The sequence below is a fragment of the Rhodococcus sp. 21391 genome (assembly GCF_016772255.1).
Taxonomy (GTDB): domain Bacteria; phylum Actinomycetota; class Actinomycetes; order Mycobacteriales; family Mycobacteriaceae; genus Rhodococcus_F; species Rhodococcus_F opacus.
In genome coordinates, this window is sequence record NZ_CP063781.1 from 7,006,462 (window position 1) to 7,026,235 (window position 19,774).

The following is a 19,774-nucleotide window of genomic DNA, read 5'->3' on the forward strand; positions in this document are numbered from 1 at the left end:
CACGAACAACAGGAGAACCTCAGTGAAGAAGACCCTGCCCGGGCTGGGCGTGCTGGTGACCAGCGCGTTGGTCCTGACCGCCTGCGGCGGCCTCGGCACCACAACCACGGATCCCGTGGCGAGCAGCACCGATCCGGTGCCGGAACTCGCTCCGGACCAGAATGTGTCGATCGTGTTCGAAAGCTACAACTACGGTATGGCGGGAGCGTGGACCGACACCTTCAACGCCCTGATCGACGACTTCACCAAGCAGCACCCCAACATCCACGTCACAGCGCAGAAGCCGCAGGGCAACAGCCCGAACCCGGCCACCGACACGATCTCGAGCATCCAGAGCCAGACGGTGGCCGGATCGCCCCCGGACGTCGCGCAGCTCGGGTTCAGCGACCTGGACTTCACGATCCACCAGCTCGGCGCCCACTCGCTCGACGACCTTGTCGGCAAAGATGCGGTGCAGAAGAATTTCGACGGCGCGAAGCACTCGTACGCCCCGGCCGCGCGCACTCTCGGTGACTGGGGAGGCGCCACCTTCGGTGTGCCCTTCGTCTTTTCCACTCCCGTGTTCTATTACAACGCAACACTGTTCGAGCAGTCCGGGCTCGACCCGGCGGCACCGCCGAAGACGTGGGACGAGGTCGCGGCCGCAGCGGCCGCGATCACCACCAAGACCGGCAAGGGCGGCGTCTACCTCGACTGCCTGACCAAGACCTCGAAGGACTGGTGCTTCCAGAGCCTCGTCCGGTCCAACGGCGGGCAGGTCATCGCCGAGGACCGGTCGTCACTCACGTTCGCTGACGACCCCGCGGTGCAGGTAACGGAGATGGCCCAGAACCTGGTGCAATCGGGATCGACCCCCAAGCTGAGCCAGCAGCAGGGCTACGAGGCCTTCGCCCGCGGAGATATCGGCATGATCCTCGAGACCAGCGCGATCCAGGGCACCTTCGTCAAAGGTGCCAAGGACAAGTGGGACCTGCGCGCCACCACGATGCCCACCTTCGACGGCAAGACCCCCGTGCCCACCAACTCCGGCGCCTCGCTCTTCACATTCGCATCCGATCCCGCCAAGCAGCGCGCCTCGTGGGAACTGATCAAGTTCCTCACCAGCGAGCAGGCCTACACCAAGATCGCGCAGGGAATCGGGTACCTCCCGCTGCGCACCGGACTCGTCGACGATCCTGCCGGATTGCAGGAGTGGTCGCAGAAGAATCCGCTGCTCGCACCGAACATCGCCCAGCTCGGCTCGATGGAGCCGTGGATCTCGATGCCCGGCAACAATTACCTGCAGATCCGCGACGGGATGATGGATGCCGTCGAGGCGGTCGTCTACCAGGACGCCGACCCGAAATCCACCCTCGACGCCGCGCAGAAGCAGGCCACCGCGCTTCTGCCCACCCAGTGACCCCCGCCGACGTCACGGTGATTCACCTGACGGACACCCACATCCGCGCCGAGGGTGACCTCGTCCACGGCACGATCGACACCCTCGACAACCTCGCCCGCGCACTCGACCGCATCGTCGGATCCCGGCAGCGCGTGGACGCGGTGGTGTTGTCGGGCGATCTCACCGACAACGGGGCACCGGAGGCTTACCGGAGGTTGCGCGAGGTTGTCGAGCCGGCGGCCGCCGAACTCGGGGCGCACATCGTCTACGCCATGGGCAATCACGACGACCGCACCGCCTTCCACACCGAACTACTCGGACTCGACTCCGGCAGTGGTGATCTCGAGGCCCCACACGACGCGGTCCACGACATCCACGGTCTCCGGGTGATCGTGCTCGACAGCACCACACCCGGGAGACACGAGGGTTGGCTGACGGACGTGCAGCTGGCATGGCTCGACGAGGAACTGTCCCAGCCCAGCGAGCGGGGAACGCTCCTCGTCCTGCACCACCCGCCGATTCCGTCGCCGGTCGCCACGGTGAACTACCTGCGCCTCCAGGACCCCGACCGGCTCGCGGCGGTTCTGGCCGGCTCCGATGTGCGGATGATCCTCTGTGGGCACTCCCATCTGACGAGCTCAGGGGCGGTCGCGGGGATCCCGGTGTGGGTCGGCCCGGCCCTGTCCTACCGGGTGGACCCGATCGCGGGGGTGGGCAGCCACCGCGGCGTCGCCGGCCACGGCTTCAGCCGGATCGATGTCCTCGAATCCACGGTGGTCGCCACCGCGGTCGAGACGACCCCGGCCGAAACGGTCTACGACATCCCCGAACAGGACATGCTTGCCCGGTTGCATGCCCTCCAGCTCCGGGCGGGGTGAGGAGGCGATCGTGTTCGTTGCCGTACCGGATCTTGCTGACGCGACAACACCCGTCCGGGAACCGGTGGCGGTGCCTGCCATCCGTACCCACCCTCTGCGGAGGGTGGTGCGGGTGGCCGAGCCGTACCTGTACCTGACACCGGCTGTCGCATTGTTGGTCGTGTGGACCTACCGCCCGCTCGTTCAGGCGGCCCAACTCTCCACCTACTCCTGGAACCTGCTTCCGACCACCCCCATGGTTCCCGTCGGCCCGGACAACTACCGCCGGCTGCTCGAGCTGCCGGCGGTCGGTGACTCCGTCTGGCGGACAGTCATCCTCATCGTCGGTCTGTTGCCGTTCACGCTCGTGCTACCGGTGGTCGTCGGATTCGCCACCCGCGGCGTCCACGGCCGGGCCCGGGCGATCTACCAGAGCCTGATCTTCGCACCCTTTCTCGTCGCCCCTGTCGCGAGCGCGGCGGTGTGGCAATGGCTCCTCGACCCAGGTGCCGGAATCGTGAACCGGGTGCTGGGCTCAAACACCAATTGGATTCACGAACCGGCGACGGCGCAATGGGTGATCGTCGCCGTCACCGGGTGGCATTTCATGGGTTTCGCCGTGCTGGTGGTGTCGGCCGGGATGGCCGGCATCAGCGGGGACTACGCCGAGGCCGCGCAAGTCGACGGGGCGACACGGCGGCAGATCGACTGGTGGATCACCCTGCCACTGTTGTCGCCCACCCTGGTGTTCCTCGGACTCATGACCGTGCTGCTGAGCGCGCAGTGGACCTTCCCGCTCATCGACACCCTGACCCAGGGCGGACCGTCGCAGGCGACGACCAACATCTACTACTTGTTGTGGGACTACGGGTTCCACAGCTTCGACGCGGGCCTGAGTGCCGCCGCGGGCATCATGCTGTTCGTCGGATTCGGTCTCGTTGCGGGTGTTCTCGTGTGGATCTCGGAAAGGATCTCGTTCCATGACGACTAGCCAGTCACCCGTACCCGAGCCGTTGTGGCGGCGAGCACGGGGACATGCGGTCCTCGTCGCCATTGCCCTCGGGTGCATCTTTCCCATCTATTGGCTGCTTGCGACGTCACTGCGACGGCCCGACGACGTCGGCTCCCTCTCCCCCGTTCCGTGGCCGCTGTCATTGGGCAACTATGTGGACGCGACCGAGAAAGTCGACGTGATCCGCCTGCTCGCCAACACGTTCGCCGTCTCAGGCGTCTCGGCGGCTGGCCAGCTCCTCGTGGCTCTGCTTGCCTCGTACGCGTTCGTGATGTATTCGTTCCGCTTCCAACGGCTGCTCTACCTTGCGTTCGTCGGAACCTGGTTGGTGCCGTTCCAGGTCACGATGCTCCCCAACTATGTACTGCTGTACCAAATGGGACTGATCAACAACCTCGTCGGTGTGATCGTGCCGACGCTGTGCTCCGCGCTGGGTGTCCTGATGCTACGGCAGCACATGGCCGGCTTCCCGAAGGAACTGGTCGCGGCGGCCACACTGGACGGCCGTTCGTCGTGGTCGATTCTCTGGACCGTCGTGGTACCGAATCTGCGTCCCGCATTGGCGGCGCTGTCGATTCTGCTGTTCATCAATGCGTGGAACGAGTACTTCTGGCCGGCGGTGGTCCTGCAGCGCAGCAACGCCGTCGTTCAGTTGGGGCTGAGGAGTTTCATGGGAACCGAGGGCAACGACTGGGGGCCGATGATGGCCGTCGCGGGTCTGGCATGCCTGCCGGTGTTCGCGCTCTACGTCGTCCTGCAGCGGCACATCGTCAACGCGTTCGTCCGATCCGGACTGAAATAGGTCTCGGAACATGGGGCGGAACAGTGACCGGGCCGCCCTCGCCGCGTTCCAGTTCGTCGGAATCGTCGACGCAGTCGAGGAAGGAGAACACCGCAGGATTCACCTCGCCGGCCCGCCATACCGCGTACAGGTCGATCGTCGGAATCGGATCGACCAATCTCACCGCCACAGTATTCACGCCCATCGCATCGAGTCCGCCCGAATTGGCGCGCGGCAGCGACGCGAACCCGACCAACGGCTTGACCGACACCATGTGAGCCGTCGCGCCCGGGTTGTCGGCGGTCTGAGCGACGTCGAGCGAGATTCGAGAATCGGACGCCGCGCCGAAGATGGAGTCGTACATAGCGGGGCACTGATCGCGCGAGAACATCACGCACCCCTGGGTCGCCAACTCGGCGAACGGAACCGCAGCCCGCCCCGCCCATCTGTGGCCCTTGCCTACGACGGCGACGAGTGGAATCTTCCCCAAGACCAGCCGGTACCGGAAGTCGGCCGTCCGCGGATGCCCGTACACCAGCGCTATGTCGAGCGTGCCGCCCGCGAGATCGACGAGCTGCGGTCCGGTTCGCTTCTCCCACAACGACACCACGACATCCGGGTGCTCTGCGCTCATCCGCGCCAGCGCCGCCGGCAGGACGTGCCTGCTGGCCGGCATGTTGTATCCGATGTCGAGGGTGCCGGAGCGGCCGTCCGCGGTGGCTTTCGCTATCCGCGTGGCCCTCTCCATGTGGGAGACGATCAGCCTGGCCTGTGTCACGAATTCCCGGCCCGCGGAGGTCAACCTGACCTCATGCGAGTTCCGCGCGACGAGTCTCACACCGAGAGACTTCTCGAGCTTCTGTAGTTGTGAGCTGAGGGACGGCTGGGAGAGGTGCAGCCGCGAAGCGGCCCGGCCGAAATGTAATTCCTCGGCAAGCGTGATGAACGCGACGAGATGTCTGAACTCCATAGTCACTCCCCGGCGGCAGCGCCGCCTCGTGTCCGGTGGCTCGCTCTACAAGGCTAGCGTCGAGTCGAAACCGGGGGTGAACTACGCGAGTACGGCCTTCGCCGCGGACGTGACTTTCTATTTCTTGTCTTCGGCCTTGCCGACGCCTCCTTGATGCGCGGGTCCCACTCCGGAGTCGCTGCCCTCGGTCTCGGCGGCGTGTGCGGCGGGCTTCTCCTCCGCGGGCGAGGCCACCGCACCGCGGGGTGTCTGCCCGGGTTTCGGCGACTGCATTCCACCGGAGTCCACATGGTCATCGTGCTCCGGGCGTCCTTCCTTCGTGCTGGTCGTCCGGCCGTCGTAGGGCGGTGTGGCCGGCTCCGTGTCGCCGGGAGGCAGTGAGCCACCGGCGGGCGCAGGGTTCGTGCCCGATTCCGCGGAGGAGGTGACCTCTTCCTGATCCAGAGACCCCGGCTTGCGGTCCGTCTGGCCTGCTCCGGCCTGGTCCGGTCCCGCGTCGCGTGAGCCCTTGGGGCCGCGCTCGGACTGTGGTTCCTCGTTCAACTGCGTGCCTGGTTCGGTACCCATGATCACTCCTTTCCGACGTAGTACAACGCCGGATTCCTACTTCGTTTGTGATTGATATCTGTTGTAGCTATGCCCTGGGGCGCGAATGCGAAACCGCGTCTCCCGATCGGGGCACGGTGTGGCGCTGCGCCCATCCTGATTCGGTTTGCGAACGGTTGGGCACTCCGAGAAGAGCGGACCGTACAGCAACGATGCGGCGCCGATCCCACGGATTTTTCAGCGAGGAGCTACGCCCGTGCCCAAGAACAACCCGCCCATTCCCGGTACTCCCGGTTCCGGTACCCCGACGCTCGCCGAGCCCACGGAACCCACCGAGCCGTTGCCTCCCAAGCCCGATCAGCGGGCTCCCGCGCTGGGAACCGCGACCGGGCAACCCGTCGAAGGTCCGGATACGGCCCGCGGCCAGCAGGGTGTGCACCTCACCACGGCGCAGGGCGCGCGGCTGTACGACACCGATCACTCGCTCAAGGCGGGAACCCGGGGACCGACCCTGCTCCAGGACCACCATCTCCGTGAGAAGATCACGCACTTCGATCACGAGCGGATCCCGGAGCGGGTGGTGCACGCACGCGGTGCGGCCGCCCACGGCGTCTTCCGCGGATACGGTTCCGCCGAACCGATCAGCAAGGCGGCGTTCCTCGGCAAGGACGTCGAGACGCCGGTCTTCGTGCGGTTCTCCACCGTCCTCGGCTCCCGGGGGTCGGCCGACGCTGTACGCGACACCCGAGGCTTCGCGACCAAGTTCTACACCGGCGAAGGCACTTTCGACCTGGTGGGAAACAACATTCCGGTGTTCTTCATCCAGGACGGCATCAAGTTTCCGGACGTCGTTCACGCCGCCAAGCCGCACCCGGATCGCGAGATTCCGCAGGCGCAGAGCGCGCACGACACGTTCTGGGATTTCGTGTCCCTGCACACCGAGGCCACCGCGCACACGTTGTGGAATATGTCCGACCGCGGCATTCCCCGCTCGTACCGGATGATGGAAGGCTTCGGCGTCAACACCTTTCGGATGGTGAACGCGGCGGGTGAGAGTTCGCTCGTCAAGTTCCACTGGAAGCCGAAACTCGGTGTGCACTCACTGGTGTGGGAAGAAGCGCAGATCGTCAACGGCATGGACCCCGACTACCACCGCCGCGATCTCGCCGACGCGATCGAGTCCGGTGCGTACCCGGAATGGGAGCTGGGCATCCAGGCGTTCCCGGACACCCCGGACCAGACGTTCGAGGGCATCGACCTGCTCGACCCGACCAAGATGGTGCCCGAGGAACTGGCCCCCGTGCAGCCGATCGGGTTGATGACGCTCGACGCGAATCCGACGAACTTCTTCGCCGAGACCGAGCAGGTGGCGTTCCATCCCGGGCATCTCGTTCCCGGGATCGACGTCACCGACGACCCGCTTCTGCAGGCGCGGTTGTTCTCCTACCTCGACACTCAGATCAGCAGGCTGGGTGGGCCCAACTTCGGGCAGATACCGATCAATCGGCCCCAGGCCGAGGTCAACGACATGCTGCGCGACGGCATGCACCAGACGGGAGTCCACCCGGGTGTCGCGCCGTATCGGCCGAACTCCCTCGACGGCGGTTGCCCGTTCCTGGCCGGCGCGGACGCTGCGTTCGTGGAGGTTCCGGTGCCGATGCCGGAGTCGACGAAACTACGCGCCGCCCCCGCGAGCTTCGACGACCACTTCTCGCAGGCCCGACTGTTCTATGCGAGCCTGAGCCCGGTCGAGCAGGCGCACGTCGCGGAGGCCTACACGTTCGAGCTGGGCAAGTGCTACGAGCAGGTGATCAAGGAGCGTGCACTCGAGGTCGTCGCGAACATCGACCCCGGTCTGTGCGAGCAGGTGGCGACGGGTCTCGGCCTCCCGGCGCCAGCGCCGAGCGTCGCCTTCGACGTGGCACCGACGCCCAGTCCCGCGCTGTCGCAGGTCGGTGCCGAGTGGCCGCTGGACGGGAGGATCATCGGCATCGTCGCCGATGACGAGTCGGATCTGTCCGAGGTGGCCGACGCGGTCGAGATGATCGGCAAGAACAGCATGGTGCCGCTCGTCATCGGACCGCACGGTGGCGAACTGGGGTCGGGCAAGGGCGCCGTCCCGGTGTCCCGGACGTTCCTCACGATGCGGTCGGTGGAGTTCGACGCGATTCTCGTCGCGGCGCCGGCGTCGGACCCGCGGGTGCACGTGTTGCTGACGGAGGCATTCCGGCACTGCAAGGCGATCGGGGGTTGGGCCGCCGGTCGCGGCCTTCTCGAAGCCGCCGGAATCCCGTCCGAGGCTCCGGGCATCGTGATCGCCGACGACGCGTCCGCACTGTTCGACGGCATCACTGCGCTGATGAAGTCCCACCGGGTCTGGGAGCGTCAGGTGTGACGTGACCCGGTTGTGAAGTGAATGGTCTGGACGAGAACCGGGAAAACTTGCTGTCCGCGCGGTGCGCCCGTCCCCGGTCGAACTATCCGGCGTCCGGCGCGTCCTCGACCTTGCGGCGCACCCCGAACACCCGACCTCCGGAGCTAAGCATGAAAGACAACACGCCACTGCGGGTGGCGGTACCGTCGCCCGTCCGAATACCAGGAGAACATTCTCATGAATGAGCAGAACACGTCCGGACAAGCGCGCAAGGGTCTCCTCGACTCGGTCAAGGGCAAGGTGAAGGAAGTGGCCGGGGCCGTGACCGGCAACGACTCGCTGGCCACCGAAGGACAGCTGCAACAGGCGCAGGCGCAGCAACGTAGAGAGGCGAACAGTGCGGAGGCCGTGGCCAGGGCGGAAACCTCGCAGGCCGCAGAGGAACTCGGCCAGGTGCGTCGTGAGAGTGCCGAGGAACGCGCTGCGATCAGCGCGGAGACGGCGGCCGCCGAAGAAGCTGCCCGGAACCGGCAGCAAGCAGAGCACCGGGCCGCGGAGCAGCAACAGCACCGCCAGGTCGCGCAGGAGCAGTCCCGCGCGGCGGCCGACGCCCGCGACGAAGCGGCCCGGGCGGAGACCGTCGAACGGGCGAAGACGGTCGCCGCCGCCGAAGAAGCCGTCGACGCCACCGACGAACACCGGCGGGCTGTCCGTGAAGCGAACGCCGCCCGCGACGAGGCAGAACGAGTTCGGCGCGCCGCCGAGGGCCTCAGCAACGACGCCGGCCTGTCCTGATCCACTCCCCTCGAATAATCGGAGATTCCATGAACGTCCTTACCGTCCCCATCACGCTCTTGCGGTTGCAGTACACGATCCTGCGGATTCCTCTGCAACTCGTCGAAGACCAGTTGATGTCCCGGCTGGCAACCGAATCGCCGGCCCGGCTGATGTACGAGCGCACTCTGGGCGTGCTCGACGGCGCCGTCGGCAGTGCACTCGGGGACCGTGACACCGAGCGGCGCGGCGACGCACTGACCGAGCGCAGCGACGCACTGGCCCGGGCGGCAAAACTCGAAGAAGAGGCTGCACGCACCGAGGCCGAGGCCGACACTGCACTGGAAACCAAGCGTAAGCAGGTCCACGACAAGCAGGCGGCAGCGCGGGAGGCGAAGCAGCGGGACGCCCAACAGGCCCGCCGACGTGAGGTCGAGCGCAAGCAGGCGGCCGTGCGGGACGCCGAGCAACGCAAGCAGGTCGCGAAGAAGAACGCCGATCAACTTGCCGCCCAACGCACCCAGGCGGCGGAGGCCGAGCACCGCGCCGAGCAGACCGAACTCCGGGAAGCCGAGAAAGCGGCGGCAGTGCCGGCCAAGGCCCAGCTGAAGGACGCCGCGAACAAGCAGGACGAGGCAGCGGACAAACGTGCTCGTGCCGACCGCGCCGAGAAGCTGGCCGAGGCGGAAAAGGCCAAGCGCCGCAACGAGACGGCAGCCAACGGGCAACGGTGATCTGACACTCAGGCTCGCTCGCCGCGAGTCCCGTCCCTTCTGAGTCGAGCGTTGTCGCTCTCGAGCCGGCTATTGGCCTCGACGAGGCGATCGTTGTCGCTCGCGAGCTCGGTGTTGAGGTGCTCGAGATCGAGGACGCGAGCGATGCCCGTCAGGTTGACCCCGTCCGCGATCAGCTCGGCGATGCGCCGCAAGCGAAGGAGGTCGTCGTCGCTGTAGCGGCGTGTTCCGCCGCTGGTGCGGGCAGGGTTTATCAGGCCGTGCTGCTCGTAGAAACGCAGCGCCTGGGTGCCGAACCCGGAGAGCTCGGACGCCACGGTGATGCCGTAGACCCCCTGTTTGGCTCGCGACTTGTCGTCGTTCGACATCGCGTCCTCCTCGAGAATCGAGTCCGCCGAACCCTCTTGCGAGGAGCTAGAGCGTTTGCTATAACGAATCTACAGCATTTGCTGAAGGTTACCTATCACGATTCGGGTTTCTGGAGGTGGAGACAATGTTGATGCGCACTGATCCATTCCGCGATCTCGACCGCCTGACTCAGCAGATCCTCGGCACCACGGCGCGACCGGCGGCCATGCCGATGGACGCGTGGCGCGAAGGCGAACAGTTGGTGGTCGAGTTCGACCTGCCAGGGGTGGACGCCGATTCCGTCTCGCTCGATGTCGAGCGCAACGTCGTGACCGTTCATGCTGAACGCCCCGCGCGCGCCGACAACCAGGAAATGCTGGCCTCGGAGCGACCGAGGGGCGTATTCAGCCGGCAGCTGTTCCTCGGCGACAACCTCGACACCGACCGGATCACCGCCAACTACCAATCGGGGGTGCTCCGGCTGACGGTCCCGGTGGCCGAACGTGCCAAGGCCCGGAAGATCGAGATCACCCACAGCGACGACCGAAAGGCCGTCAGCGCCTGACCCGCGCCGATCCGACACACAGCGGGAGGGATGACCACGATGGTGTACGCACAGATGACCCCTTCGACCGTGGAAGCGGAACTGCCACAAGTCGAGTACGTGTGGGATGACCTCGAATGCCAGCTGTTGGCAGCCGAGGTGGACCTGATCTTCGCCGACGCGCCCGCACCGGTCCCCACGGACGTGGCACCGACTTCGACTACGGACGTCCACGGCGAGAAGACGAGGCCGCCGCTGCACGCGGTGGCGCCCACCATGCGGCGCAGGGGTCCGAACCCGGCAGTAGCTGCCACCCAACGCTCGCCGCCGCACGGGAACACTTGACGTTGTCCATCCGTAGTCCCCGGCCTGCCGTTCTCGCGCTGGACGGGCCGGGGGCTACTTCGCGCTTGCACGCTGGGCATTCCCTCCGTGAGCTCCTTGCGTTGAGACGGACCGCGTCGCACGATATCTTTATCGGGAACCATAGATTAATTGGTGCAAACCACGTAGAAAGGGGTTTGGCGTGTCCGCGCACGGCGGTTGGGGCGGAGATGTCGAGGCGATCGGAAAGACACTCGACGCATTGCGTCGACTTCTCGCAGAAGAAGTGTCCGGACGCACTCTGCTGCAACGACTGTGTGAGTGGGCCGTCGATGCCGTCAGCGGCGCGGAGATGGCCGGGGTGGTTCTTTCCTATGGCGCTGGGGGCAGTGGGTCGGTGGCGTGCACGGATCCTCGCATCGCCTCGATCGAGGGTGCCCAGATACGGACAGGCATGGGCCCGGGTCCTGTCGCTGCGGACACGTGCGCGGTACTGAGAGGTGAATTCGGTGAGGGGGTGGTTCGGCGCTGGCCCGCGTTGGCGTCCGCGGTTGAAGCTGCCGGTTTCGAGTCGGGCAGTTTTCTATGTGCTCCGCTGTCCGTGGGAGAGCGCCTGGGATCGCTGAATCTGTACAGCCGCGTCGGCCGAGCCTTCTCGGAATTCGATGCTGCCCTGCTCCGGGTGTACGCCAGCCTGATTGCGTCGACGATTCGGCTCGCACGAGATGGTCGGGAGGCGCGTGAGGAAGCGGCGGGTCTGATCAAAGCCATGGAGTCGCGCAGCATCATCGAGCAGGCGAAGGGCATCGTCATGGCAACCGGGGGTGTGTCCGCGGACGAGGCCTTCGATTTTCTCGTCGTCAGCTCGCAGCAGAGAAACATCAAACTCGCTCGGCTGGCGAAGGAACTCGTCGATCTGACGTCCGGTGCCGACGGGGTGAAAGCAATTGCAAGGACACGGGATTACTCTCGCTCGCGGCAGGGTACTTCGATACTCACGTCCTCGTCGTGTCCGGACGCGACGACGGCCAGGCTCCCCGGTTATGCCCATAGCCGGCGGAGCCGCCCACAAGGGATGTGGGGAGCGTGCGGACGGCGCGTCGGTGAGGGACTCCTCAACCGCGGAGCCTTGTCCCTCAACTCCAGCATCCGCGCACTCATCTCCTGAAGTTGTTTACGCCCCAGTTCTTCTCGTACCTTGGGGTACCACTCCTGCTCTTCTTCTTCGATATGATGCTCGACGCTTTCGATCAGGACGGTGGTCTTCGCGTCGAACCGCTCGTCCTCGGGTTCCATCGCTGCCAGCTCGACGACCAGCACGTCCGCGACGTGGTGCTCTTCGTAGGATTCGAGGATGTCGTCCTCGAGGTCAGGGGGGCGAGATCGCGCACTTCCGGATGCATGCTCTCGTTCTCGATGTAGGTGTGCACCGTGAGGGCCTCGATGATCTCGTCGACGATGCGACCTTTTTCCACGCGGGCGTTCGGCCGTGACTGTTTCGCGATGGGGTGCTGGGGTACCACTCGGGAACAGGCATTCGAGTTCCTACCCTCCGAGAAAGGCACTCCATGACTCGACCGGTGCGTCATCGACGACGCGCACACCATTCCGCCTCGACGCCCTGATCGTCAGTGCGGTGTTCCTCGGCGTCGCCATTGTCGCGCTCGGGTTCCGGCTCTCTCGTAACACCGCGCGACCGCGTCCCGAGCCGGGACGCTGTAATTATCGGACCGTTCCCCAACTGGGGCGCCTTCCTGCAGCCATCCTTTCGACCGACCCGAGGAGTGGTAATGAGCGATTCCGGCGCGGGGGACCTCAGCCGCACCATGGCCGAGCTGGCCCGCAGTCTCTCCGGCCCACGCACCCTCGACGAACGCCTGCGCGCTGTCACCGCCGCAGTTGTCGAGCTGATGCCGCACGAAACGTGCGCGGGCATTCTGCTCATCTCCGGTGGCAATAAATTCGAGACCGTCGCGCCGACATCCGAGCTGCTCCGAACGCTCGACCACGCTCAGCAACAACTCGGGCAGGGACCGTGTGTGGCGGCGGCGCTCAACAATCTCGTGGTGCGAAGCGAAGACCTTCGCTCGGAATCGCGGTGGCCGCAGTTCGCTGCCGCCGCCGTCGATGTGGGGATTCTCAGTTCGATGTCCTTTCAGCTGTATACCTCCGAAGGGAAGATGGGAGCACTCAACCTGTTTGCATTCTCGCCGAACGCGTTCGGTCCCGACGAGGAAGCAGCAGGCGAGGTTCTCGCCGCCCACGCCGCGCTTGCACTCACCGCTGTACGGACCGAAGAGCAGCTGCGATCAGCGGTCGCCTCACGCGACGTCATCGGGCAGGCGAAGGGAATGCTGATGGAGCGATTCGACATCGACGCGATCCGTGCGTTCGAGCTGCTCACCAGACTCTCTCAGGAAACCAACACCCGGTTGAGTGTTATCGCACAGCGGATTACCGAACGCAGATGAGAACCGGCCACGAACCACGAATCGGTGAAATCGCCCGTGCTCGAGTGGCGACCCGGCGGTGTCAAGCTCCCGCCCGTGCACGAAGCGCGGTCAACAGCCCACGGCGATTACCCGTGACCGGATCGATCTGCGGGGGCGAGTCGGTGAACTTGCGTTCCGACGCAGTCTCGGGTGCGTCGTCCGCGGTCGCCCTGAGGAACTTGTTCGGCAGCGCCAGCTTGGCGATGGTCCGCCACGACTTGAAGTACTGCATCGGCAGCGAACCCGTCGTGTAGGGCAGGTCGTACTTCTGGGCCAGCGCCTGCACCCGCACGGAGATCTCACGCAGGCGGTTGCTCGGCAGGTCCGGGAACAGATGATGTTCGATCTGGTAGCAGAGGTTGCCGCTCATGAACTCCATGACCGGGCCCGCCTCGAAGTTCGCGCTACCCAGCATCTGCCGCAAGTACCACTGACCCCGCGTCTCGTTTTCGAGGTCCTTCGTTGTGAACTTCTCGGCGCCGTCAGGAAAATGACCGCAGAAGATCACGGCGTTCGTCCACACGTTGCGGATCATGTTCGCCGTCAGGTTCGCGGTGAAGGTCGTCAGGAACGCCGGACCGGTGAGCGCCGGGTAGACGACGTAGTCCTTGCGCACCTGGCGGCCGACCTTCTCGAGCACCTCGTGGCATCTGCGCTCGAACTCCTCACGATCGACACCGCCCGTAACCACCTTGCCGAGTTCGAGGTGCTGGAGGGCAACGCCGTATTCGAAGAACAACTGCAGCAACAGGTTGTAGACCGGGTTGCCGACGCTCAACGGCGTCCACTGCTGATCGCGAGTGACCCGCAGCATGCCGTAGCCCACGTCGTCATCCATGCCCAGCACATTCGTGTACTTGTGGTGAACGTAGTTGTGGGTCTGCTTCCAATGCTCCGACAGGCCGGCGATGTCCCACTCCCAGAACGACGAGTGGATCTCCGGATCGTTCATCCAATCCCACTGACCATGCAACACGTTGTGACCGAGTTCCATGTTCTCGATGATCTTGGCGGTGCCGAGCATCGCCGTGCCAGCAACCCAAGCCGGCGGAAACAGGCTCGCGAACAACAGGGCACGCCCGCCGATTTCGAGTGACCGCTGCAGCCGGATCGCGTTTCTGATGTAACGGGAATCACTCTCCCCGCGCGAGGCTTCGATGTCTCGTCGGATCGTGTCGAACTCGATACCGAGAGCCTCGACATCTGCCTCGGTCAGGTGGGTGTACATCTTGACATCCGAAATCGCCATGTCCTTACGCTACGGCAAGTTACGGAACCGTAGGTTACGCGCAGATGAGATGTGAGTTAGTTCGGAAGTCGTCGCCGGCGCGGTTTGGGTTCGGCAGCTGTGGGCAAGCTGTGCAGGAGGAGCGTTCGGACGACGATTCGGCTGACCGCTCGGGCCACACAACAGTCAGGAGACGTCATGCAGAAAGTGTTGATCTTCGCAGCGGGCGCGGCCGCGGGTTTCGTCCTGGGCACTCGGTCCGGCCGGCAAACCTACGAGAAGATGAGGCATCAGTCCCTCGAGCTCTGGCACAACCCCACCGTGCAGGAGAAGGTGAGCGAGGCGACGGAGACCGTGAAGGACAAGGCGCCGCAGGTGCAGCACAAGGTCGGCGAACTGGCGAAGAAGGCTACCCACCGTGGCACGGACACGAGCGCGACGGGCGCCCCGACCAACGGAGTGTCACTGGAGGACGCGGCGGGCCGCACTCCCACGGCCCCGCCGACCGTTACTTCATCGACGGAGGGCAAGCACACCCAAAGCCCGAACTGACCGGGTAGGCGGTGTTGCGGGCCGCTGAATTCTGCGCATTCCGACGTGAGTGCGCGGCATACTGTGGCAGTGGTTGCAGGGCGAGGATGGTCGAGCGCGCAGTGCCGTGGGTGTCGCTGTGGACACTGATGAGCTCCGTGGCTCGAATGCACCCCCACAGGGCGGAAGTTTCCGGTTCTACCTCGACGGCCAGCGCTGGGAATGGTCCGACCCCGTCGCCCGGATGCACGGCTACCACCCAGGCGAGATAACCCCCACCACGGAACTGCTGCTCTCCCACAAGCATCCTGACGACCAACCTCAGGTCGCGGCCCTCTTCGACAAGATGATCGACGGCGGCGAACCGTTCAGTAGCAAGCACCGCATCATCGACACCGAACGGCGCATCCACCACGTCATCGTGGTCGGCGATCGCATGCTCGACAAGAACAACCAAGTCGTCGGCACATCGGGGTATTACATCGACGTCACCGAAGCCTTGGAAACCGACCTCCGTGAGTTCAACGCGGCGCTCACCGAGGCCGTCGCCGAACTCGAACAATCGCGGGCGGTGATCGAGCAGGCCAAGGGTGCACTCATGCTCGTCTACGGCATCTCCTCAGAACGCGCCTTCGGCATCCTCACCTGGCGTTCACAGGAGACCAACACAAAACTTCATGCCCTCGCCGAGCGTTTCGTCGAGGCTCTCGCCGCCGAGGCGACCCTCCCCGAGTCGTTTCGCGCCCGGTTCGACCACTTGCTCCTGACCGCACACGAGCACCCCGACACCCAGCCGGGAGTACAGAACTGATCGTGGCCGGCACCCCCACGGCACCTGGGGCCGAGCCAGGCGTCCCCCCTATGCGGTGGTGACGTCGGGTGGGTCGGGAAGGTCGACGCCGAGAACGAAGTCGAGCCAGATGAGCGCGTCGGCCAGGGTTTCCGCGCGCATGGTGAGGTCGAATTGTCGCTCGGCCGCGGTGAGAGACCGCTCCACTTCCGCGTGATCCTCGGCGAGGACGGCCGACACTGTCCGCAGCACCCACCGCGCCGATGCCGGTAGGGCGTCGACGTCGACGTACCCGCCGTCCGCGAAGCGGAGGTCGAGGATGAACCTCTCCCCTGGGCCCGCGGCGCCCAGACGCGCGATGACCACGCCGACGATGGCATCGACGACCCAGGCGAGCACGTCGCCGTATTTCGGCCGCTCTCCGTCTGGGTGCGGTTCGGCACACACTCGGGATATCTCGAACGAGAACCGGGCGGCGTCGCGGTCACCGACCAGTTGCATCAGCCGACCGCCGAGAGCTGCGGCCGTCGGGCTGGTGGGGCGGCCTGCGTTCGATCCCATACTGGAGAGTGCCCGGCCCCGGGAGCAGCCACACAGGCTGCCGTTCACGCTCGTGCGCACATCACTGGCTGTTCCGGCAGCGTCGCAGTTGGCCGGACAGGTACCGCTTCGCGCGGCGATGTCCACCCACGTGGTCGAGTTCGGCGTCCAACGCGTTCAGGAGGGTCGCGAACAGGCTCGCCTGCGGGGCCCAACCGTGTCGGCTCCGGCACTGCGCGAGCCAGTCGACCGGACCGGTGTGGCCGCGGTCCGCGTTGCAGCGCGGACACGCGGCGGCCTCGTTGGCTGTGATGCTGGGGCCGCCCTCGAGTCGTGGCACGAGGTGCTCGGTGGTCGGCGGAATCAACGGTCCGAAACGACGACCGCACCACAGGTATCGTCCGCCCTGCCGGTCGACGGCGAGGGCGAGTCTGGCGGTGCGGTCCACCCGTCGATCGTGACCGATCCGCTCGCCGATGGCCAGTACTCCGCCGGCCCACGGGCCGAGACCAGTTTCGCTACCTCTGCTCCTCCGCCTTGCGTGTCGTGAACGGAAGCACGAGGCGGGACCGGTGCGCGGCGTCCCGGTAGATCTTGTGGGTGACCGGGCGGCCGACCGGCAGATGGAAGGCATCGGGTGGCAGTGGTGCGTTATGCGCGTCGGCCGGCGGTTCGTTGTTCGAGAGCTCCGCCGTCAGAGAGTGTCCCGGTCGGAACGTCGCGGCAAACGGGTAGAGGCGCAGCACGTACTCCTCGATTGTTCCGGGCTCGACCGGCACAGCGCGGCTATGCGGGTGGTGCGGGTTGCCCTCGGTGGTGCGCTCGTCGAGTTCGCGGTGCGACGCCTCGAGGTAACCGGACGTGATCAGCTGTCGCTTGCCGTCGGGAGCGGAATCCCACAGATGCAGAACGAAGTTCGTGTCGGAAATGGCTACTCCGCGACCGCGATCGACGACATCGCCGCCGCCAAGCCTGATCTCGTCACCGTATATCGTCCGGCCAGTCAGCCCATACCGCGTGGCGGCCCTCGCGAACGACCTCAGTGGTCAGAAAGCCTTGCTGCGTAGAGCGACTGGCAGCCTCGTGGGCACAATGCGAAAGGGAGTGGAGCAAGGACGGGAGCGGATGATCTTCGCGACCGAGGAACAATGCAATCGGCTGCCGAAAGGCAAACCGTTCCGATGTAGGGCTCAGACAAGGCTCCGCTGCTCGCAACGCACTCCAAGTGGAGAAATCATTCCATCTCCAGGCTGTTGCGTGGAATGGAACCAAGTCTTCGCCTCCGCCCCGGATGTCTCACTTGCAACCGCAGCCTGCATGCTCCCGCACCGAAGATGTGGGTCGCATGTGTGACGGCAATTTCGACCCCCTCCGGAAAGCGCGGGTGCGTCGAGCAGCAGTCAAATGCGCGAACTACGTAGGAATGTAGGCCGATCGATCCGGCCCCAGTCGGATCGAGGAATCCGTCCGGTCGGTGCCGCCGGCGGCACCCGATGACTCGGTGCCGCCGACAGCGACGGTCGGGTCGCCTACCTGGGGCCCATCCGGATGGCGCCGTCGAGGCGGATGGTTTCGCCGTTGAGCATCGCGTTGTCGATGATGTGCGCGGCGAGGGCGGCGTATTCGGTGGCCTTGCCGAGCCGGGAGGGGTGCGGCACCTGCTGTCCGAGGGACTTCTGGGCTTCCGCGGGAAGCCCGGCCATCATGGGCGTTTCGAAGATTCCGGGCGCGATGGTGACGACGCGGATGAGGTGGCGGGCCAGTTCGCGGGCGATCGGCAGTGTCATCGCGGCGACGCCGCCCTTGGAAGCCGCGTAGGCGGGCTGACCGATCTGGCCGTCGAACGCGGCGACGGAGGCGGTGTCGATGATGACGCCGCGTTCCCCGTCGACGGGTTCGGTCTGGGCGATCTTCTCCGCGGCGAGGCGCAGGACGTTGAAGGTGCCGACGAGGTTGATGCGGACGACGCGTTCGAAGTCCGCGAGGGGAAGGGCGCCTGCCTTGCCGAGAACCTTGCCAGGCGTCGCAATTCCGGCGCAGTTGACCACCACGCGCAGGTCGCCGAGCGACGCGGCGAAGTCGATCGCGGACGTGACGTCACCGGCGGAGGTGACGTCGGCGGCCGTGAAGTAGGCACCCTTCCCGATCTCCTTGGCGGCGACTTCCCCGTCGGACGACGGGAGGTCCAGCAGCACGACCTGTGCACCGCGCTCGTGCAGGGCCCGGGCGGTGGCGTTACCGAGTCCGGATGCTCCGCCGGTGACGACAGCGACGGCTCCATCGATCTTCACAAAGTTCTCCTCGAATAGGGTTGCGGCAGGGTGGTAAAGCGGGGTTATCAGGGGACGCGCAGGATCAGGGCGTCGCCCTGTCCGCCGCCGCCGCAGAGGGCGACGGCGCCGGTGCCGCCGCCGCGGCGCTGCAACTCGAGCGCGAGGTGCAGGGTGATGCGGGCGCCGGACATGCCGATCGGGTGGCCGAGGGCGATGGCACCGCCGTTGACGTTGACCCGGTCGGGGTCGACGCCGAGTTCCCGGGTGGAGGCGATCCCGACCGCGGCGAACGCCTCGTTGATCTCGATCAGATCCAGCTCGGCGGGCGTGATACCTGCCGCATCGCAGGCTTTCGCGATGGCACCGGACGGCTGGAACTGCAGACCCGAATCCGGTCCGGCGACCATGCCGTGCTCGCCGATCTCGGCCAGCCAGGTCAGCCCCTCCGCCTCGGCGCGTTCCTTGCTCATCACCACCACGGCGGCGGCGCCGTCGTTGATCGTCGACGCGTTCCCCGCGGTGACGGTGCCGCCGTCGCGGAACGCGCCACGCAACCGCGCCAGCGTTTCGGCGGTGGTGTCGGGGCGGATGCCTTCGTCGCGGCGCAGCCAGGTGCTCTCACCGCGGCGGGCGGGGATCTCGACCGGGACGACCTCGTCGTCGAAGATCCCGTTGTCCCAGGCCTTGGCGGCCAGCTGGTGCGAGCGCGCCGCGAACGCGTCCTGGTCCTCGCGGGCGATGACGTCCTTGTCGTTGCCGGCCTCGGTGAGCAGCCCCATCGGCTGATCGGTGAATGCGTCGTGCAACCCGTCGAGGGCCATGTGGTCGACGAGAGTGACGTCGCCGTACTTGAAACCGCCGCGTGAACCGGGCAGCAGGTGCGGTGCCTGGCTCATCGACTCCATGCCGCCGGCGACGATCACGTCGAACGCGCCGGACCGGATGAACTGGTCGGCGAGGATGATCGACTCGACCCCCGACAGGCAGACCTTGTTGATGTTCAGCGACGGGGTGCTCATCGGGATGCCGGCCTTCGCGGCGGCCTGACGGGCGGGCATCTGCCCGGCGCCGGCGGTGAGGACCTGCCCCATGATGACGTACTGCACCTGGTCCGGGGCCACACCGGCCTTGCCGAGCGCCGTGTCGATGGCGATGGAGCCGAGGTCGGCGCCGGAGAATCCGGCGAGCGAACCCTGCAGGCGGCCGATCGGGGTGCGGGCGCCGGCGACGATCACAGAGGTGGGCATGTGAGGAGGAGCCTTTCTCGGGGGTGGG

The 19,774-nt window shown here is 66.0% G+C and carries 21 protein-coding genes and 2 pseudogenes; 13 read left to right on the forward strand and 10 right to left on the reverse strand.

Annotated features, from left to right (window positions below; all coding sequences use genetic code 11):
* Positions 1-22 precede the first annotated feature (22 nt).
* Genes GO592_RS32445 through GO592_RS32460 form a run of 4 tightly spaced genes read left to right on the forward strand, consistent with a single transcriptional unit; the run spans position 23 to position 4,052 of the window.
* Positions 23-1,399, forward strand: a complete 1,377-nt coding sequence (locus GO592_RS32445; protein WP_172652055.1) for an ABC transporter substrate-binding protein — start codon at positions 23-25, stop codon at positions 1,397-1,399.
* Positions 1,396-2,259 (forward strand): metallophosphoesterase, encoded by an 864-nt coding sequence (locus GO592_RS32450; protein WP_172652054.1) that lies wholly within the window; start codon positions 1,396-1,398, stop codon positions 2,257-2,259. The genes GO592_RS32445 and GO592_RS32450 overlap by 4 nt, the downstream gene beginning before the upstream one ends.
* A complete protein-coding gene (locus GO592_RS32455) occupies positions 2,234-3,229 on the forward strand; it encodes a carbohydrate ABC transporter permease (protein ID WP_182624219.1) in 996 nt (331 codons plus the stop codon). Before GO592_RS32450 ends, GO592_RS32455 begins: the two co-directional genes overlap by 26 nt.
* Positions 3,219-4,052 carry a carbohydrate ABC transporter permease gene (locus GO592_RS32460; protein WP_172652052.1) on the forward strand — a complete coding sequence of 278 codons (834 nt, stop codon included), beginning with the start codon at positions 3,219-3,221 and terminating at the stop codon, positions 4,050-4,052. The genes GO592_RS32455 and GO592_RS32460 overlap by 11 nt, the downstream gene beginning before the upstream one ends.
* Here GO592_RS32460 and GO592_RS32465 read toward each other — a convergent pair.
* A complete protein-coding gene (locus tag GO592_RS32465; protein ID WP_202715044.1) occupies positions 4,021-5,001 on the reverse strand; it encodes a LysR family transcriptional regulator in 981 nt (326 codons plus the stop codon). The genes GO592_RS32460 and GO592_RS32465 overlap by 32 nt on opposite strands.
* 117 nt (positions 5,002-5,118) lie before the next feature.
* Positions 5,119-5,568, reverse strand: a complete 450-nt coding sequence (locus GO592_RS32470; protein ID WP_202715045.1) for a hypothetical protein — start codon at positions 5,566-5,568, stop codon at positions 5,119-5,121.
* Between the two features lie 235 nt (positions 5,569-5,803).
* On the opposite strand from GO592_RS32470, the gene GO592_RS32475 reads away from it, so the two are divergent.
* From GO592_RS32475 to GO592_RS32485, 3 genes are all read left to right on the forward strand, one after another.
* Positions 5,804-7,942 (forward strand): catalase, encoded by a 2,139-nt coding sequence (locus GO592_RS32475; protein WP_202715046.1) that lies wholly within the window; start codon positions 5,804-5,806, stop codon positions 7,940-7,942.
* A 216-nt stretch (positions 7,943-8,158) separates the two neighbouring features.
* Positions 8,159-8,716: a CsbD family protein gene (locus GO592_RS32480; RefSeq protein WP_172652048.1), complete on the forward strand. Its 558-nt coding sequence runs from the start codon at positions 8,159-8,161 to the stop codon at positions 8,714-8,716.
* A gap of 29 nt (positions 8,717-8,745) precedes the next feature.
* Positions 8,746-9,429 carry an IF2 family translation initiation factor gene (locus tag GO592_RS32485; protein ID WP_202715047.1) on the forward strand — a complete coding sequence of 228 codons (684 nt, stop codon included), beginning with the start codon at positions 8,746-8,748 and terminating at the stop codon, positions 9,427-9,429.
* Between the two features lie 8 nt (positions 9,430-9,437).
* Here GO592_RS32485 and GO592_RS32490 read toward each other — a convergent pair whose 3' ends face one another.
* Entirely contained in the window at positions 9,438-9,797 is a 360-nt protein-coding gene (locus GO592_RS32490) for a MerR family transcriptional regulator (protein WP_005257843.1), read from the reverse strand.
* A gap of 125 nt (positions 9,798-9,922) precedes the next feature.
* Between GO592_RS32490 and GO592_RS32495 the strand changes: the two genes are divergently transcribed.
* The 3 genes from GO592_RS32495 (at position 9,923) to GO592_RS32505 (ending at position 11,813) form a co-directional block, all read left to right on the forward strand.
* The gene (locus GO592_RS32495; RefSeq protein ID WP_005257842.1) at positions 9,923-10,342 is read left to right on the forward strand and encodes an Hsp20/alpha crystallin family protein; all 420 of its coding nucleotides are present in this window, start codon (positions 9,923-9,925) and stop codon (positions 10,340-10,342) included.
* A gap of 54 nt (positions 10,343-10,396) precedes the next feature.
* Positions 10,397-10,666 carry a hypothetical protein gene (locus GO592_RS32500; RefSeq protein WP_237720403.1) on the forward strand — a complete coding sequence of 90 codons (270 nt, stop codon included), beginning with the start codon at positions 10,397-10,399 and terminating at the stop codon, positions 10,664-10,666.
* A 181-nt stretch (positions 10,667-10,847) separates the two neighbouring features.
* Positions 10,848-11,813 (forward strand): GAF and ANTAR domain-containing protein, encoded by a 966-nt coding sequence (locus tag GO592_RS32505; protein WP_237720402.1) that lies wholly within the window; start codon positions 10,848-10,850, stop codon positions 11,811-11,813.
* On the opposite strand, the pseudogene GO592_RS44855 reads toward GO592_RS32505, so the two are convergent.
* Positions 11,765-12,168: pseudogene (locus GO592_RS44855) on the reverse strand (hemerythrin domain-containing protein); the annotation flags it as partial. The gene GO592_RS32505 and the pseudogene GO592_RS44855 overlap by 49 nt on opposite strands.
* Before the next feature lie 267 nt (positions 12,169-12,435).
* Here GO592_RS44855 and GO592_RS32515 point away from each other — a divergent pair.
* On the forward strand, positions 12,436-13,116 hold the full coding sequence (locus GO592_RS32515) for a GAF and ANTAR domain-containing protein (protein WP_007297176.1): 681 nt from the start codon (positions 12,436-12,438) through the stop codon (positions 13,114-13,116).
* A gap of 61 nt (positions 13,117-13,177) precedes the next feature.
* Here GO592_RS32515 and GO592_RS32520 read toward each other — a convergent pair whose 3' ends face one another.
* Positions 13,178-14,386, reverse strand: coding sequence for a fatty acid desaturase family protein (locus GO592_RS32520; protein WP_007297175.1), 1,209 nt, complete (start codon positions 14,384-14,386; stop codon positions 13,178-13,180).
* Positions 14,387-14,563: 177 nt separating this feature from the next.
* Here GO592_RS32520 and GO592_RS32525 point away from each other — a divergent pair, with 177 nt between their 5' ends.
* Positions 14,564-14,917: a YtxH domain-containing protein gene (locus tag GO592_RS32525; protein WP_007297174.1), complete on the forward strand. Its 354-nt coding sequence runs from the start codon at positions 14,564-14,566 to the stop codon at positions 14,915-14,917.
* 106 nt (positions 14,918-15,023) lie between these two features.
* On the forward strand, positions 15,024-15,707 hold the full coding sequence (locus tag GO592_RS32530; RefSeq protein WP_172652043.1) for a PAS and ANTAR domain-containing protein: 684 nt from the start codon (positions 15,024-15,026) through the stop codon (positions 15,705-15,707).
* 48 nt (positions 15,708-15,755) lie between these two features.
* On the opposite strand, the gene GO592_RS32535 is transcribed toward GO592_RS32530, so the two are convergent.
* The 5 genes and pseudogenes from GO592_RS32535 to GO592_RS32555 form a co-directional block, all read right to left on the reverse strand.
* Entirely contained in the window at positions 15,756-16,247 is a 492-nt protein-coding gene (locus GO592_RS32535; protein WP_007297172.1) for a hypothetical protein, read from the reverse strand.
* 61 nt (positions 16,248-16,308) lie between these two features.
* Entirely contained in the window at positions 16,309-16,674 is a 366-nt protein-coding gene (locus GO592_RS32540; RefSeq protein ID WP_007297171.1) for an HNH endonuclease, read from the reverse strand.
* Between the two features lie 70 nt (positions 16,675-16,744).
* Positions 16,745-17,149, reverse strand: a pseudogene (locus GO592_RS32545) (CocE/NonD family hydrolase C-terminal non-catalytic domain-containing protein); the annotation flags it as partial.
* 606 nt (positions 17,150-17,755) lie between these two features.
* Entirely contained in the window at positions 17,756-18,517 is a 762-nt protein-coding gene (locus GO592_RS32550) for an SDR family NAD(P)-dependent oxidoreductase (protein ID WP_007297168.1), read from the reverse strand.
* 47 nt (positions 18,518-18,564) lie between these two features.
* On the reverse strand, positions 18,565-19,746 hold the full coding sequence (locus tag GO592_RS32555; protein WP_007297167.1) for an acetyl-CoA C-acetyltransferase: 1,182 nt from the start codon (positions 19,744-19,746) through the stop codon (positions 18,565-18,567).
* Positions 19,747-19,774: the final 28 nt, after the last annotated feature.